The organism is Roseibium sp. R5 (assembly GCF_055755305.1).
This window is the reverse complement of sequence record NZ_CM146910.1, coordinates 4,701,405-4,714,684: the sequence shown is the minus strand read 5'-3', so window position 1 is coordinate 4,714,684 and position 13,280 is coordinate 4,701,405. Positions and strand designations below refer to the sequence as shown.

The 13,280-nt window shown below is 56.6% G+C and carries 20 protein-coding genes; all 20 read right to left on the bottom strand.

The window, feature by feature from the left end; translation table 11 throughout:
• Nucleotides 1–42: 42 nt before the first annotated feature.
• Nucleotides 43–975: an AbiTii domain-containing protein gene (locus AC0J4F_RS22060; protein WP_473024736.1), complete on the bottom strand. Its 933-nt coding sequence runs from the start codon at nt 973–975 to the stop codon at nt 43–45.
• A 126-nt stretch (nt 976–1,101) separates the two neighbouring features.
• A complete protein-coding gene (locus tag AC0J4F_RS22055; RefSeq protein ID WP_473024734.1) occupies nt 1,102–2,289 on the bottom strand; it encodes a phage head morphogenesis protein in 1,188 nt (395 codons plus the stop codon).
• A gap of 1 nt (nt 2,290) precedes the next feature.
• Nucleotides 2,291–3,835 (bottom strand): DUF935 domain-containing protein, encoded by a 1,545-nt coding sequence (locus AC0J4F_RS22050; protein WP_473024733.1) that lies wholly within the window; start codon nt 3,833–3,835, stop codon nt 2,291–2,293.
• A complete protein-coding gene (locus AC0J4F_RS22045) occupies nt 3,835–5,481 on the bottom strand; it encodes a hypothetical protein (RefSeq protein WP_473024732.1) in 1,647 nt (548 codons plus the stop codon). Before AC0J4F_RS22045 ends, AC0J4F_RS22050 begins: the two co-directional genes overlap by 1 nt.
• Nucleotides 5,478–6,071: a DUF3486 family protein gene (locus AC0J4F_RS22040; RefSeq protein ID WP_473024731.1), complete on the bottom strand. Its 594-nt coding sequence runs from the start codon at nt 6,069–6,071 to the stop codon at nt 5,478–5,480. Before AC0J4F_RS22040 ends, AC0J4F_RS22045 begins: the two co-directional genes overlap by 4 nt.
• Before the next feature lie 2 nt (nt 6,072–6,073).
• Nucleotides 6,074–6,373 (bottom strand): VpaChn25_0724 family phage protein, encoded by a 300-nt coding sequence (locus tag AC0J4F_RS22035; protein ID WP_473024730.1) that lies wholly within the window; start codon nt 6,371–6,373, stop codon nt 6,074–6,076.
• Entirely contained in the window at nt 6,370–6,705 is a 336-nt protein-coding gene (locus AC0J4F_RS22030; RefSeq protein ID WP_473024729.1) for a DUF2730 family protein, read from the bottom strand. Before AC0J4F_RS22030 ends, AC0J4F_RS22035 begins: the two co-directional genes overlap by 4 nt.
• A gap of 7 nt (nt 6,706–6,712) precedes the next feature.
• On the bottom strand, nt 6,713–7,105 hold the full coding sequence (locus tag AC0J4F_RS22025) for a hypothetical protein (protein WP_473024728.1): 393 nt from the start codon (nt 7,103–7,105) through the stop codon (nt 6,713–6,715).
• On the bottom strand, nt 7,102–8,319 hold the full coding sequence (locus AC0J4F_RS22020) for an N-acetylmuramidase domain-containing protein (RefSeq protein ID WP_473024727.1): 1,218 nt from the start codon (nt 8,317–8,319) through the stop codon (nt 7,102–7,104). The genes AC0J4F_RS22025 and AC0J4F_RS22020 overlap by 4 nt, the downstream gene beginning before the upstream one ends.
• A 110-nt stretch (nt 8,320–8,429) precedes the next feature.
• On the bottom strand, nt 8,430–8,861 hold the full coding sequence (locus AC0J4F_RS22015) for a hypothetical protein (protein WP_473024726.1): 432 nt from the start codon (nt 8,859–8,861) through the stop codon (nt 8,430–8,432).
• Nucleotides 8,862–8,864: 3 nt separating this feature from the next.
• Nucleotides 8,865–9,488, bottom strand: a complete 624-nt coding sequence (locus AC0J4F_RS22010) for a regulatory protein GemA (RefSeq protein ID WP_473024725.1) — start codon at nt 9,486–9,488, stop codon at nt 8,865–8,867.
• A gap of 3 nt (nt 9,489–9,491) precedes the next feature.
• Complete coding sequence (locus AC0J4F_RS22005) at nt 9,492–9,743, bottom strand: gas vesicle protein V (RefSeq protein ID WP_473024724.1); 252 nt, start codon at nt 9,741–9,743, stop codon at nt 9,492–9,494.
• Nucleotide 9,744: 1 nt separating this feature from the next.
• Nucleotides 9,745–9,996 carry a hypothetical protein gene (locus AC0J4F_RS22000; RefSeq protein ID WP_473024723.1) on the bottom strand — a complete coding sequence of 84 codons (252 nt, stop codon included), beginning with the start codon at nt 9,994–9,996 and terminating at the stop codon, nt 9,745–9,747.
• Between the two features lies 1 nt (nt 9,997).
• The gene (locus AC0J4F_RS21995; RefSeq protein WP_473024722.1) at nt 9,998–10,144 is read right to left on the bottom strand and encodes a C2H2-type zinc finger protein; all 147 of its coding nucleotides are present in this window, start codon (nt 10,142–10,144) and stop codon (nt 9,998–10,000) included.
• A gap of 1 nt (nt 10,145) precedes the next feature.
• The gene (locus AC0J4F_RS21990; RefSeq protein ID WP_473024721.1) at nt 10,146–10,805 is read right to left on the bottom strand and encodes a DUF3164 family protein; all 660 of its coding nucleotides are present in this window, start codon (nt 10,803–10,805) and stop codon (nt 10,146–10,148) included.
• 1 nt (nt 10,806) lies between these two features.
• Complete coding sequence (locus AC0J4F_RS21985; protein ID WP_473024720.1) at nt 10,807–11,214, bottom strand: hypothetical protein; 408 nt, start codon at nt 11,212–11,214, stop codon at nt 10,807–10,809.
• Nucleotides 11,211–11,477: a hypothetical protein gene (locus tag AC0J4F_RS21980; RefSeq protein ID WP_473024719.1), complete on the bottom strand. Its 267-nt coding sequence runs from the start codon at nt 11,475–11,477 to the stop codon at nt 11,211–11,213. Before AC0J4F_RS21980 ends, AC0J4F_RS21985 begins: the two co-directional genes overlap by 4 nt.
• On the bottom strand, nt 11,470–11,859 hold the full coding sequence (locus AC0J4F_RS21975) for a transcriptional regulator (RefSeq protein WP_133945755.1): 390 nt from the start codon (nt 11,857–11,859) through the stop codon (nt 11,470–11,472). The genes AC0J4F_RS21980 and AC0J4F_RS21975 overlap by 8 nt, the downstream gene beginning before the upstream one ends.
• Nucleotides 11,856–12,497, bottom strand: coding sequence for a hypothetical protein (locus tag AC0J4F_RS21970; protein WP_473024718.1), 642 nt, complete (start codon nt 12,495–12,497; stop codon nt 11,856–11,858). The genes AC0J4F_RS21975 and AC0J4F_RS21970 overlap by 4 nt, the downstream gene beginning before the upstream one ends.
• Nucleotides 12,497–13,252 (bottom strand): AAA family ATPase, encoded by a 756-nt coding sequence (locus AC0J4F_RS21965; protein ID WP_473024716.1) that lies wholly within the window; start codon nt 13,250–13,252, stop codon nt 12,497–12,499. The genes AC0J4F_RS21970 and AC0J4F_RS21965 overlap by 1 nt, the downstream gene beginning before the upstream one ends.
• Between the last annotated feature and the right edge of the window lie 28 nt (nt 13,253–13,280).

Sequence of the window (13,280 nt, the reverse complement as noted above, 5' to 3'; positions counted from 1 at the left end):
TATGGCGATTTTTCGGGCGGTTGGAAATAGGACGCAAAATCCTCAAGCTCCGCCAAGAAATCCTTTAAGCGCTGATTTGAACAATTCAAGGCCAACATCGAGACTAACTGTCCAAGCGGCATTCGCTCCTTCAGCAAGTTTATCTCCAAGCCATGCCCTGGCTTTCTCGCCAAAACTGTTACCTTCGCCGGGAGGTTCAGATGCTGCTATTTCAGCAAACTCTTTGGCTTGTTCAATCGGAATTCCGCCCTGTTCCAATGCTGCTATCAGGCCATCAATATCGCCTTTTGCCACCTGCACAGTAACCTGCGCATTGTCACCGGAACTGTTTATTGTCGTCATTGTTCCGTAATTAATAATTTGTTGGCTGATATCGGAAACCTGTTTGGGGTCTATCGTCGGTGAATCGTCTGGAGCGCTGATTTCAATTTCCGCCGCTGCCGGGATGTTCTTTTCCAGCGCGAGCGTGAATTCTAGGATGTTGGACCTCACAACTGATTGTATTTTGAGAATGGAGCCAAAGCTGATCTCGTTTCTAAGACAAGTTATGGTCGCATTATTGTATACCTTGTCGGCGATCAATAGTTGAAGATTCCCACACGGAATAGTGAGTTTGCTGCCGGTTTCTGATGTAACACCGTCTTGGTGGATGATTTGATCGATAGCGGACATCGGTTCGCGAATGTCATGATGAAGCCATTCTGGGCCAGCGTGTGACGAAATCACAGCGTCCGCAATTTGGACGTTGGTGCGTCGGACTGCCGCGTTCTCAACCGTGGCTGTGTAGGTCAGATCAACAGACCGATAACTAGGGACTGGCACGTCGTTGGGGTAACCATTGATTTCGTGTTGTACCCAATCTTCCAGAAAGTCATCCCCTAACCGCGCTGCTAAAAATCGTAGTTTTAGAAGAATTGGGCCAAGAGCTGTCTGTTCATTTAAAATCGCAGTTTGAATTTCTCTCAATAGGCTCATGAAATTGGTTCTCACTGTCAAAAAACTACGTTTCTGTTTTGCGCGAATTCTGATAATAATACAACCAGCCGGGCAAACCAGTGGCAGGCTCGAACCTGCGGAAGATGTAGCTGTCCTTCCTCCGGCCTATTCCTCTCCCCATTCTCCGTACTTCGCCAGGTGCGACTTGAGCAGGTTGGCACTCGATACAAACAGTGTGCCGATGTACAGGAAGCCCTCGGCCGACTGGCGCAAAACTACGCGCCGCAAGTAGCCGCCCTGATCCATCCAGAAGTTGATGCCCTTGTTATCAGCGCGCCGATCAATCGCCGTGCCAGTCTCGAGCATCTGTTGAACCTGACCAAAGCCCGCCGTGTCGATCGCTGCGTGTTTCCCAATCTTTGCAGCCAACGTGTCATTGGAAACCACCACCAAAGCGGACGGCGCTTTAAGGCGCTTTGCCAAATCTGGAGCATAGGCCACGGGTAGGTGCACCCGCTCATTCATGCGGGCGTAGGCTTCCGGTGCTCGCGACTGCCAGAACTCTTGCAAGATGGCTTTGGCAATTGCCGGTGAAGCACTGCCCGCATCCTCAAGCTTGGCGTTAAAATGCGGGATCAGGTTCTTTGCCCGCGCCTTGCCGGGATTGGTGTCCCAGCCCGGATCAATCCCTTGAGGGATTAACTCGGTCTTGCCCGTGCGCTTGTTGAGGACTTCGACCAGGGGAATGTCAGGCGGATCACTAACGCCGCCGCGTGTGTCGGTTTCTTCCTGACTGATTTGCCGGATCCAGCATTTGCAGCCCCAGCCATTGGGCGGGAACCAGTCATCCCAGATCGGATCGTCAACCGGGCGGATCGTACCTTCACGGGCAACATGGTGTGGCCTGTGGTTTTCGCTTGGGCCGATCCGATAGATGAAATACGGCAGGACCCGCTTTGTACGCTGAGCCCGTTCCCAATGTCCTGCAGCGCGCGCCGTGCGCGTGTTCGCCCAATAGATCGTTTTGAGCCGTCGCGGTGAGCCGAGCTGCGCGGCAACCAGCTCCCCGGTTTTCGGATCAATGAGGTTCTGTTTCCCCCACCATCCAAGGCTCTTTAAAGTGGGTTCAAGGTCCGTTTTAAAGGCCTCTAACGTCTGTCCGGTCCGGATGGCTTTGGCAACCGCATCGCGAAGCTCGGTAAGCACTTCGGCCTTGACTGCCTTTGCCACTGTGAATGCAAAGCTGTGTTCTTCGGGCAGGACATCCCGCCAGTGGAAGGATGGATTGAACGCCTTTTCTTCAAAGAACCGGGTAACCTCCGGCGCGGGTCTGGATGTGAAGTCATAGGTCATCTCAATCCATTACGTCCCCAACGCCGCGCGCCTTCAGACGCGCCCGGTTGAGACCGCGTGCAAGTTCGCTGCCGTCCATGTCTGCGGTCAAACCTTCAAGACCGGTCAGGATCTCTTCGAAAGATCCGGCACCGTTGACCAGGTCGCGCACGGGCTGAAGCAGCGGGTCCATTTGGGTTTCCCATTGGCTGAGTTCATCCGCCCCGATTTCCTCTAGCAAGTCATCGGCAGCGTGGGCGCTGTTGGTGGCCTTGCGACGGTTCCGCGCATTGCCCGTGTCGTCAGCTTCACTCTCGGCAGGTGCGCCCAGGATCTCCGCGTCTTCGTCCGGATCGGAGAAGCCCGCCCGGTCGCGAACCTCTGCGGCCGAGACACGCAGGCCAAGCGGCACGAGTTTGTGAAGGACATTCGCTAGGCGCTCCAGATCCTCCGGCTCTTGCACCGGCAGGCGGACGGCCGGGTAGCGTTTCTGCTGTCCGAAGTTCACATCAACGAAAGGCCGGATCACGTCCTTGTTGAGAGCTGCTTCTAGTTGCCGGGCATCAGCTGCCTTTACATCAAGGCGGACCTCGTTGTGTACCTCGGCCTGCGCCTTGGACGAACCATTGTCCGTGGTCATGGTCTGGCCGAGGATGATCTTGGAAACCTGTTCGTCCAGGAACTTGGCAAGGTGCCCAAAGACACTGTCGCCGCCGCGCGCGCCGTTCTGGATGAACTCTATGTCCATTCCTTGCGGAATGATCCCGGCCGCATCCGAAGCAATCGACATAACCGCCCGCATCAGCTTGCGCTTGTCATCGTCCGATGCATTGGCATGGTACTTACCGACACGCAGCGGCATACCGAACACTTCGCAGAATTGTGCCCAATCCTTAATGGTGTAGGACTTCAAGACAAAGGACCATACCGCAACACGGGCCAGACCGGCCCGCACTGGCTTGCCGCTTTTCAGCTTCGGCATGTGCGTTATGAACTTGGCCGGTGCGAGCGGCAGGCCGTCCTTGTTGCCTTCCTGGCGTATTTGGAGCGTGCGCTTTTTCTGCTTGTCAAACTGGAACAGACGCGGGTCTTGCCAGACGAAATCGCGAGGCATCCAGACTGGCGACTTGGTGTCCCACATCATCTCAACAACGGCATAGCCTTTGCCCAGCCCGTCCAAGGCATCGTCCAACATGTCAATGAAGTCGGGTTGTTCGATCAGCTCCTTCACCGCCATCGCTATAGTGGTGTCACTGTCACTCTCGCTGGCCGCATCCACCGTGATATCGATCGAAGATACCGCGCGCTTGCGCGTGCCAAGGACAGACCCATAGTGCGGCTCGCGTTCTTCCATTTCCTCGGCAAGCGTCAGGAAGTCGAACATGTCGCCATCGTTCGCCGCCTTCAGAATACGCGGAACGTTGCGCGGCCTCAGACCCGAGGCAATGCTTTCGTCAAAGCTCCGGCTGAAGCGCCCGACGCTGGTAAAGTCGGTTTCCTTTGAAAGGGCTTTCGGCTCGGCTTTGATCGGGAGCCCGTGACGATCATAAAAAACGTGGTCTGCCATCACCAAAGGCCCTCGCTGCGTTGATAGTCCATGCCGCCAAACCCAAGTTCATCATCTGCATGCCGCGCCTTGTGATCGCGCGCACCGGCTTCCGTTACTGGCGTGTAGTCGTACGAAACCGGAGCTTGCCGGGAGGCGAAGTAGGCGAGGATCCCGGCCGGTGCACTGTCACCGTGCCGATCTAACCCGTCTGCGCCTTTGAACCTCATATCTTCCGGCACCCGAATTATGCCGTTGACGTAGCTGAGCGCCTGATGGTCCTTCAGAACATCTTCATCCAGCGGAAGCAGGATCGTCCCGTCGCTGAACGCTTCGATATAGACGGGCGAATTGGCCTGGTACCAAGAGGCGGTCATATGCACCTCTTGAATGATCTCGCCCCACTTCTGAGCGGCTTTTTCTGCCAGATACTGACCGTTGCCCGTGGCATCCAAAGCGCCAGCGGCAAGGCGCGGGAGACGGTCCCCGGCGTAAAAGAGGACATCGCGCTGCTGGTCAAACGGCACGTTGCGCAGTTCGATCGCAAAGACAGTGCGCCTGACCAGGTCCCGGCCAATCTCAAAAAACAGCATGAAGGTCAGATCGCCCTTGCGGGCAAAGTCCACCCCAAAGCAGTGCGGGCGGGTAGGATCCAGTTTCCTAACCACCGGGTCTATATGTTCCCGGCACCAATCCAGCTGCTCGGCTTTGCGGATGTGCTCCGGAGCGTTCTTGAAATCATCGTCGCAATCCCAACGCAGGATCGGAATTCCGGGTTTCATGCAAGCTTCAATCTGGACCCGTGTAAGAGCTGAGCCCTCGGCCTCGGCCGGGATCGCGTCCAGCTCCTGGCGCATCTTCGATTTGCGCGCACCATAGGCGTTGCGGATCTTGGCAACCCAAGCTTCCTCGTTCTCCTTGGTGTACGTCTCGCCATTGCGCATACAGACCCGCTTGAACAAACCGTTTTTAATAGCCGTTTCAAAGGGTATGAAATGCAGGCTGTAGGGAACCTTCCCCGCCTTGGCTTCCCGGATCAGTTCGTTGAACGGGTTCAAGACACCATTGTGGGTGGAGATGATCCGGATCTTGCCGCCCCAAATCAGAAGGGCGTTGACGCTGTCCAGGACCTCGCGCACATCCTTATGGAAAGCCGCTTCATCAATCACCACCACACCCTGAAGACCGCGAATGTTCTCCGGGCGGGATGACAAGGCCTCAACCCGGAAACCGGAGCTGAAGCGGATACGAAACGCGGAGATTTGGCGGGTCGATCCGTCTTCCTTCTGATCTTCAAAAAGGAACTCTTCAACGTCCGCCAGCTCACCCGCCACAACCTTTGCAAAGTGCGCGACATAGCCGATGAACTCGCGGCCCTTGTCCTTGGTGTCGCCGATGTAAAAGACGTTATCGCCGCCAGCTTCCCGGCTCGCCGCTGCGGTCAAGGTGTCGTCCAGAGCCTCGGCAAATGTGATCCCGGTGCGCCGGCCCTTTTCGCACAGCTTCAGATCCGACTTGTCTTCGAGCCACTCTTTCTGGTGATCCATCAAGATCCCGGCCGCCAACGGGTCGAGATCTTCCGGAATATCGGAACCGCGCGGCAGCTCGGGCGGAAGTGATGACGGGTCGCGGGATAGGACCGGAGTGTTCACTGTGGCTGCGGTCATGCCCGCAGCCCCAGGAACTCGCGCCGCAGCTGAGCAACGGCATCCTTGGACAGACCTTTGGCCTTAGCCACCTTCTCCAGGGCCGCGTCTGTCTTCTTGGCAAAGCCTGCCTCAACCTGACTGCGACGCTTGCTGGAAATGCCCTGGGCAGCGGTTGCCTTATGCAGCGCATTGGCAAGGCTCATGGCTTCCTTTGGTGCCAAACCGCTTTCCCCGGCGTCGGTCAGCAATTCGAAGATGAGGGTCTTTAGGGCTTCCGCCGCAATCAAGGTCAGATCGTCGGACGCTTCCGCATCAAAGCTCTCGGCGATGCTGGCGGCGATGGTGCGGGTGTCTTCCATGCGCCTGGTCAAATGGGCCTGTTTGATCGCATAGCGGTTGAACGAGGAAAACGACGGGATCGTGAATTCGAGCTCGCCGCGATACTCTTTTTGCAAGCACTCCAGTTCGCGATAGAAATCCTCGTAGATTTCCGTTTGGGTCTTGTCACGGCCGCGCAGATCCCGCGCCGCATCCGCGATAATTTGATCGCACTCGGGCGGCAGTTTCTCGATCGAGGACAAGCGGCCTCGGCCGCGACGGCTGGCCATAGTCAGTTACCGATCGACGGTTTCAGAACACCATCCAAGAACGCCCGGCGCTCCACATGATCTAGGCCGGGCTGTTTCAGCTGAGCAACCAGAACGGTTCCTACTTCAAACAGATCAATAGCGCCCAGCTCGTTCAGCTTGCGCAATTGCGTCCGGACATAATCCCGGCTCTTGGTGTGCCCGAAGGTCTGTAGGAGATGGACAACCAGTGTTTCATTCAGGCGGTGGTCGTTCTCATCTGCCAGACCTTTCAGAATGATAAGGCGGACGTCCTGGGCGGAGTGTTCGGCGAAATCCATCATTTGCCTCCTTGTTGCAGAAGGAAGTCGTCAATTCGGGTAGCGATCCGCCTCACCCCCGTCAGCTCAACGGATAATGTCGAAATGTCCCCGCTGACTTGGGTGAGTTGGAGGTTCAACGCATGAAAATCTTCGCGGGTTGGAAGATTGTTGATGACCGCTTCAAGGTCCGAGATACGGCCATGCAACTCGGCGTTTACCGCCTGCAGCTCGGCTATCTTGTCCGCATTGGCCTTTGATGGGCGGGTAAGAAATGAATAAACAGCAACAGCTCCAGCGACCATAATGCCCGCTATGCCGAACAGCCCGTCGAGGGCTTTGATATAGTCAATCACAGGCACCTCACTTGAGCATCTTGATCGCGCCGACAACGGTGCCGGTGTAGAAGAGCCAACGGATCATCTGGCCGCCCCAATCCTCCAGGATCGGAACACTGGCAACACCCCAGCCAAACAGAAACACGCTGTCCAAAATGACGGCGGTCCACCAGAAGCCGAGCGGGAAGACAAAGAGACCGGCGAAGATCCAATAAGGCAGCTTCTCAAACTTGGATTTTTGCAGATCCGCCATGATCCGGATTTCCTGAACGGCTGCCCGGATGGTTTCGATCGTCGTTTGCGCCTTGATCCGCTCCCGTTCGGTGCCGATCGCGGCCTTCTGCTCCATGTAGCGCAGGGCCTTGTCCACCATCGGACCGCTCAACAGCTTCAAAAGGAAAGACAGAAAGACCGTCATCCGATATGCCTCCATTCCTTTGCATCATGGAGACGGCGCGCCTTGATCTGCCGGGCGATCATGAAGACCGTAAAGCCGATAGCAGCCAGCGCCAGCCACTTGTTGTCGCCGATCAACCGCAGGATCGGATCAACAAGCTCGCTGATCTGCTGAACCATTACCGAGAACCCTTTTAGGGTTTCAAGGCCGGGGGCCGCGCCGAGTTCTTCCAGGAGCTTGGCACCAGCACCGGTCACAACGGTACCCGCACCCAGCCCGGTTAGGCGGTCGGCCTGTTTGATGGTCTGTGATCCCGACTTGCGAAGATCCTTGACGGTCATGGCGTTCCGGTTGCCGCCCGGCTGCGCCGTGACCGGCACAGCGCTTTCAAGTGCGGCTGAGGTCTTAGGACCAACAACACCATCAGCAGCCAGACCGCTATCCACCTGAAACGCAACCACTTGCCGCCGCGTTGCCGGTCCGAAATCGCCGTCCGCCTTAAGGTGATAACCGAGCGCAATCAAACGATCCTGCAAAGCCTTCACCCGGTAGCCTTCAGAGCCAATTCGAAGATTGCCGGAGCTGACCTCACTTTTGCCGGAACGGCCACTCAAGCGCTGATAGGCTTGACGCATGAGGTTGGCGTAGTAGGTGACCTGACCAGGCCCATTGTAGCGCCGGGCGATCGCCTGCCAGTCCTTGTCCCGGATTGACTGCAACAATCCAACTTTTTCAAGGAAGGTAAGGAACGCCTCAACCTGTGCGGCTTCTGACTGTGCGAGCGACAGAACGAATTCTTGAACACTCGTAAAGCCGCACAGCTCGGCATTGAAGCCCATGATCTGCGGCCCGCCATAGGAGGCGGAGCGAAGCCCGGCAGTCTCATCAAGCCGGACCATTGCTTCCAGCCGGTCCCAGCGCTTGTCAGAACCGGAACCGCCCAGGCCTTTGTAGTTCGCCCGCGACCATCGACGAACCGCCAATCCAAGGCGTTGCGCCCGGCCGCGCAACTGTTGCGGCAACTCCCGCCAGAAGACGTGTTTCTCGGTCAAGATTATCAAACGGCCAGCATCGTCAAACGGACGGCCCTTGCTCTCCACCTCAAGGATGGCAAACAGGACTTCCGGCTCACACTGCATGCGTGCGGCGGCAAGCGTAACAACGCTGTCGTCGCTGAACTTGCCGCCACCGCGTTTCAGACGGGAAATGATATCGGGAGTTTGTTGATCGTTCACATCGCACCGCTCTTGTTGGAGAACCGGATGGCAAGTAGTTGCCTGATGTGAAGCAAGGTGCGGGATGTGCCGCACAATAAGACCGGTGACACATGTCGCCGGTAGAGGTTTTAGCCGGTTTTGGGGAGGTCAAACAGATCTGGCTGGCGACGGTCCGGGTCGGCTGACAAGTTGTCGCCAAGACGCCTTTGAACGGTGCGCCGCGATACCCCGCATGTGCGGGCGATCGCGTCATGAGACTTGCCTTCTCTCGCCAGCTTGTCAATCGTCCTGTGCGTTATGGCGCGCGTTGCTGCGGGTCCGAGAGGGATATCAGCGTATATCCCGCGCAACCGGTCGCTGTCTGCACTGCCGAGCGACAGTTCCTTGCAAAGGCGTTTTGCTTTGTCATGGCCGATAAGCTTAGAAAGCCAGTGGTCACTGCCCGGTACTGCTGGAAAATTGCACCGTCCACCGCCTTTTTCATGGGCGATTAACAGCGCGCTTTTCTCGCCGACAATTGCGGCGATTTCCGACAGGATACCGGGCAGATAGGAGGTCATGCCTTATGCCTTCCTCATGCGCCGGTAGTTCTCGCCGAGCTTGTTCATCGCCTTGATCCAGTCGCCGTCGCTAAGCTTCTCCGGGCTCTCTTTGCCACTGACACAGCGCAGCAGCTGCTCAAGGGACCCGGATGGGTGACGGTTCCGTTTTACAAGCTCAGTCCAGATGTGCAGGCAGATCTGGAACCGGTGATCGTTCAAGAGGCGGGACCGGTGCTTGTCGCGGGTAAACAGTTCCGGGTTCCCGGTTTCACGGCGGTACCAGATTTTCAGGGCGTCAATCGCTTTGGCCGCGTCTTCGTCTTTGGACAGAAAGCGGTGATGGTCCAGGCCGGTCTGGCGCTTCAGCCAATCAATCATGGCCTTGTCGGACTTCTTGGTGACAACGCCGAGGTTGTACCCGGCGATCCAAAGGGCCTGTAGCTTCTTGCCGAATTTGCCGGTTGCCACCGGGCGATGTTCTGCGGGCACCAATTTCTGAAGCTCTGAAACAACCGTCAGACGTTGGCTTATGGACATGTCCTTGGAAGACCGTCTTCCCGTGTGCCTTTCCAGAAAAGCCCGGTAGGTGTCATCATCCAAACCGGCTTGGCTTTTCAGGATGTGGATTTTCGCGATCGCTGTCATGCTTCAATCCTTGTAAGGGAGCCTGCCTTGCATCTGCCCACCAACGGCACCGGCATCGCCGAGCGGTTGGTGCTGTGGCATTTGGGAAGCGGCTAATTCACGCTTTAAAAGTTCGTTTGTAACGGCCTTTAACTCGGCCTGTTCGGCCATCAATCCGGGCCGAAGCTGGACCCTGCGCGACAATCTGGTCCGCCGGTCGCGCAGGGTTTGCGTCTCACTCAACTCGTACTCGGACGGTTTTGTGAGGCGGGCCATGTCAGGTCGCCTTTGCCTGCTGGTTCAAGAGATCAGCAAGAGCGGACAAAACCGGCTTGAAACTGATCTGCATCTGCAGGCCGGACGGATGCCACAACTCGTATTTGCCCGGTGCTGACATCATGACCTTGATGGGTGTTCCATCGACTTCGATTTCGCCGCAATCCGACACCAGTGAAAGACCGGGGAGGTCACCCCGGCGACCGGTTTTGTAGGTGACGTTCTGAGATATCGTCTGTTGGGAAAGTGCCATCTCAAGCCACCTTTTTCGGTTTAGGCAATTCCTTGCCGTGGACTTGGAGAAGATGCGTTGCGAGACCTTTGCCGCCGCGCAGTTTCTTGCCGCAATCGGGGCACTTGGTTTGTGCCCCGGACCGGCTACGGTTTTTGCGCGCGGCCATCTCAAGCCGCCTTTGCAATGTCGATGGTGATTGGCTCCCATTGGTCGGCGGGATCGCTGCGGCGATAGAACCGGACATAGCTTTTGGAGCCCGTGACGCGCATGGCATCGCGGATCGCATCCATGCCGCGTTTCCATCGGTCGTCGTCAAAATCAAATCGCAGAAGCAACAAGATTTCCGACTTGTTGACCTGACCTTCCTTGTCGGTGTTGAAGGCGCGGGTAACGATGGCGCGGATCTCCGCACTGCTGTCGGCAGCCCAATCATTCAGACACTCGTCTATGAGGGTCTTTGCGATCTGGATTTCCGGCCCGAAGTCGATGAAATCAGACACTTGGATCTGGACCTTCAAACAGCCGTCGACGGTCTGGAAAGTGGTATTGCCTTTCTTGCCGCCTTTCCCGGCGCCGTATTCTTGCGCCAGCATTGACGTCAGGCTGAGAAGGTCGGCGTAGGTGTGGTTCCGGAACCTTGAAATTTGGCTGTTTAAGTCCTCGGCAAATCCGATGATCTTGCGCACAGCTTCGTCTTCAAGCTTGTGCTGGGGCTTAACGTTCTCAACAGGCATAAGGTTGCCTTTGGCATCGCGCATGTAGGGGTGGCCATTGACGATCTCTATGCCGTCATGGATCGGTGCAACTTCGGTTTGATTGGTGTCCATTTCAAAAGATCCTCTTGCCGTAGCGGGGCTCTTCACGAAACGCTGGAGGTCGTTTCAAAGAGCGCTCAAATTCTGCGAATGCCGGGTCGTTCATGAGATTGGCAGTCACATCGATGGGGCTGCGTTGAGCCCGTCGCACAGCGGAGCCGAGCACGCGGAACTTTCGCGGCTTCCACTTGTCCTTTGTTTTCGGTGTGTCGGTTTTCTCAGGCGGGATCGCGCAGCTGATATCAGCGTCGATAAGACCCTCGTTCCAGAGGGTGGACAGGATGTTGTTGTAGGCCAGCTCAACCGCCAGCACAGACCGGTCAAGTTCGGTGGCGATGAACGGGAAATCTTCACCAAGGGTCAGATACCCGATCATCAAGGCCTGCTGGCGATAGGTGAGCGGTGCAAGTCCTTTGCTCATGCCACACCCCCGTCGCTGGACGGAACTGGACGGAGCTTTGCTTTGGGAAACGGAATGACGTTTTCAGCGCTCAGATCCACAACAACTTGGTCGGTCGGGAAGGGGATGATGGCGGGCTTGGCCTCCATCCCTTCGGCGCGTTCAGCGGCTTCCAGAAGCCTTTCACCAAGGCGTTTGGTGAATTCCTGTAACCGATCATGTTCTTCTGTTTGTGCTGCCGTGAAGCACAGGTAACCAAGGTGAATGAGATCGTAGCTAAGCATCCCTGCCTCCTGTGTTCTTCAAGCGGGAGTGAGGGCAACCGTTCCGACAAGCCCTGTAAAGACGGGTCCGGATGGAGTTGGTGTGCGCGCGCTTTGCAGCTTGATGTCGGAGGCATTGATCCCGGCCGATATCACCGACGACGGGGCAATTGACGGTTTCGTGCATCAACGCTCCGCGGACCGTTTCCTCTATCTTTCCGAGGTCGCCACGGTATTTGTTGTTGATCGTGTTGCTGACGGCTGCGCCAGAGTAATTGAGGCGTTCAGCGCAGACGTTCAGTCCTTGGTGTGTTGCAAGTCGCGCTAGCTCTTCAACCCAATCAGGGACATTGCCGTTCCAGGCGATTTGAGCCTTTTCCAGCATGGTGGGTTTCTGGTTCATGCTGCGCACTCCTCAGCGACCGGCTTGCCGAAAATGCGCCCTTTGTTGACGTCATAGACCACCTTTGTTTTCAGGATGCGCGGGGCCTCTGGACCGGTGTTCATGGAAGGTTTAAGCCGCCAAATTGCCGGATTGCGAGACCGGCTGGCGCGCAGTTCCTGAATGTATCCGGCATTCGTCAAGTGTTGGATGTAGGTCGCAGCTGTATGGATGCTGATAGGCAAGACATCTGTGGCAGCTGCGATCGCCAGATCGTGCTTGGTGAACCGGCTCATGCAACGCATTGCCGTCCACATATTGGCGTTCTTTTCGCCTTGTTGCCCGGTCGTGCCATCACGGTTGACGATGGGCGTTCTGGTCGGCCTGCTAAGCAGGCGGTAGACGTTGTGTTTGACAGAGCCGCCGCGCTTGGTCGGAGCGTTGAAAGTGCGCGTCACCTCGACAATCTGCGCCTTAATCAAACGCTGAAGAAAGTCACCGATGGATTTGTCACGTGGGTCGTTGGACCGGCTCGCGATCTCGGCGAGCGTGAACTCAGCGCTGTCTTTGCCAAGGTCCCGCATCACGCTCCAGTAGTGATCGTGACCGCGATAGATCGGTGTTCCAGGGGTGACTTGCAATTCGAGTTGGATGGACATTACGCAGCCCTCCGAACACGGTGTCGCCGGGCTTGGCCGGTAGCAAAGAAGCTGTCGTCAAAATGCTCCGCTGATAGTTCCTTCGTGCCGGTGTTTTGAGCATATGCGAGGATCTGATTGAAGTTGACGACAAGTAGACGCGCCTTGCCCCGAGTACGTTCAACCGTCAGGTCGATCAGCTCGTCTGATACATTGAGGCCGGGGCAGTAAAGATCCGCCAGCTTGCGGGCGTCTCCGTGGTCGCAGGCCTCTGCCTGTACCCAACTCAAAACGCGATTGTGGAACCGTTCAACCTTCTCAAGTTTTTCAGGTAGCAGCTCCTCGCCAATCATCATGATGGGGACTTGGCTGTGTTCGTAGATCTCGCGCACCAGCTCCAACATGCCCTTGTCAGCGAGCTTGTCCGCTTCGTCTATGAACAATGGGCGATTGGGATCGTCAGCCAGAACTGCAATAGCCTCTTCAGTGAGGTCTGCGATGGTGCGTTGACGGGGTTCAATTCCGGCTTCGCGCAAGAGCATTTGCAGGAATTTCTTCTTCGTCCAGCTGTCGCCGACTTCAAGTCTGAGCGCCCGTGTCTTGTTTTGGGCATAGATCGAGGCCTGTGTTTTCCCGAGGCCGGAATGACCGTGAAAAACCCCGATCCCCGGCAGGCCGATTGGGCGATGTATGAGGGTGTTGGCCAACGTCAAGAACCTTGCGACGTTCCTGAGGTTGGCCAATCCGCCATTGACACTTGTGCTTCTATTCGTCATGGTTTGGGTCCATTAGTTTTGTCTGACT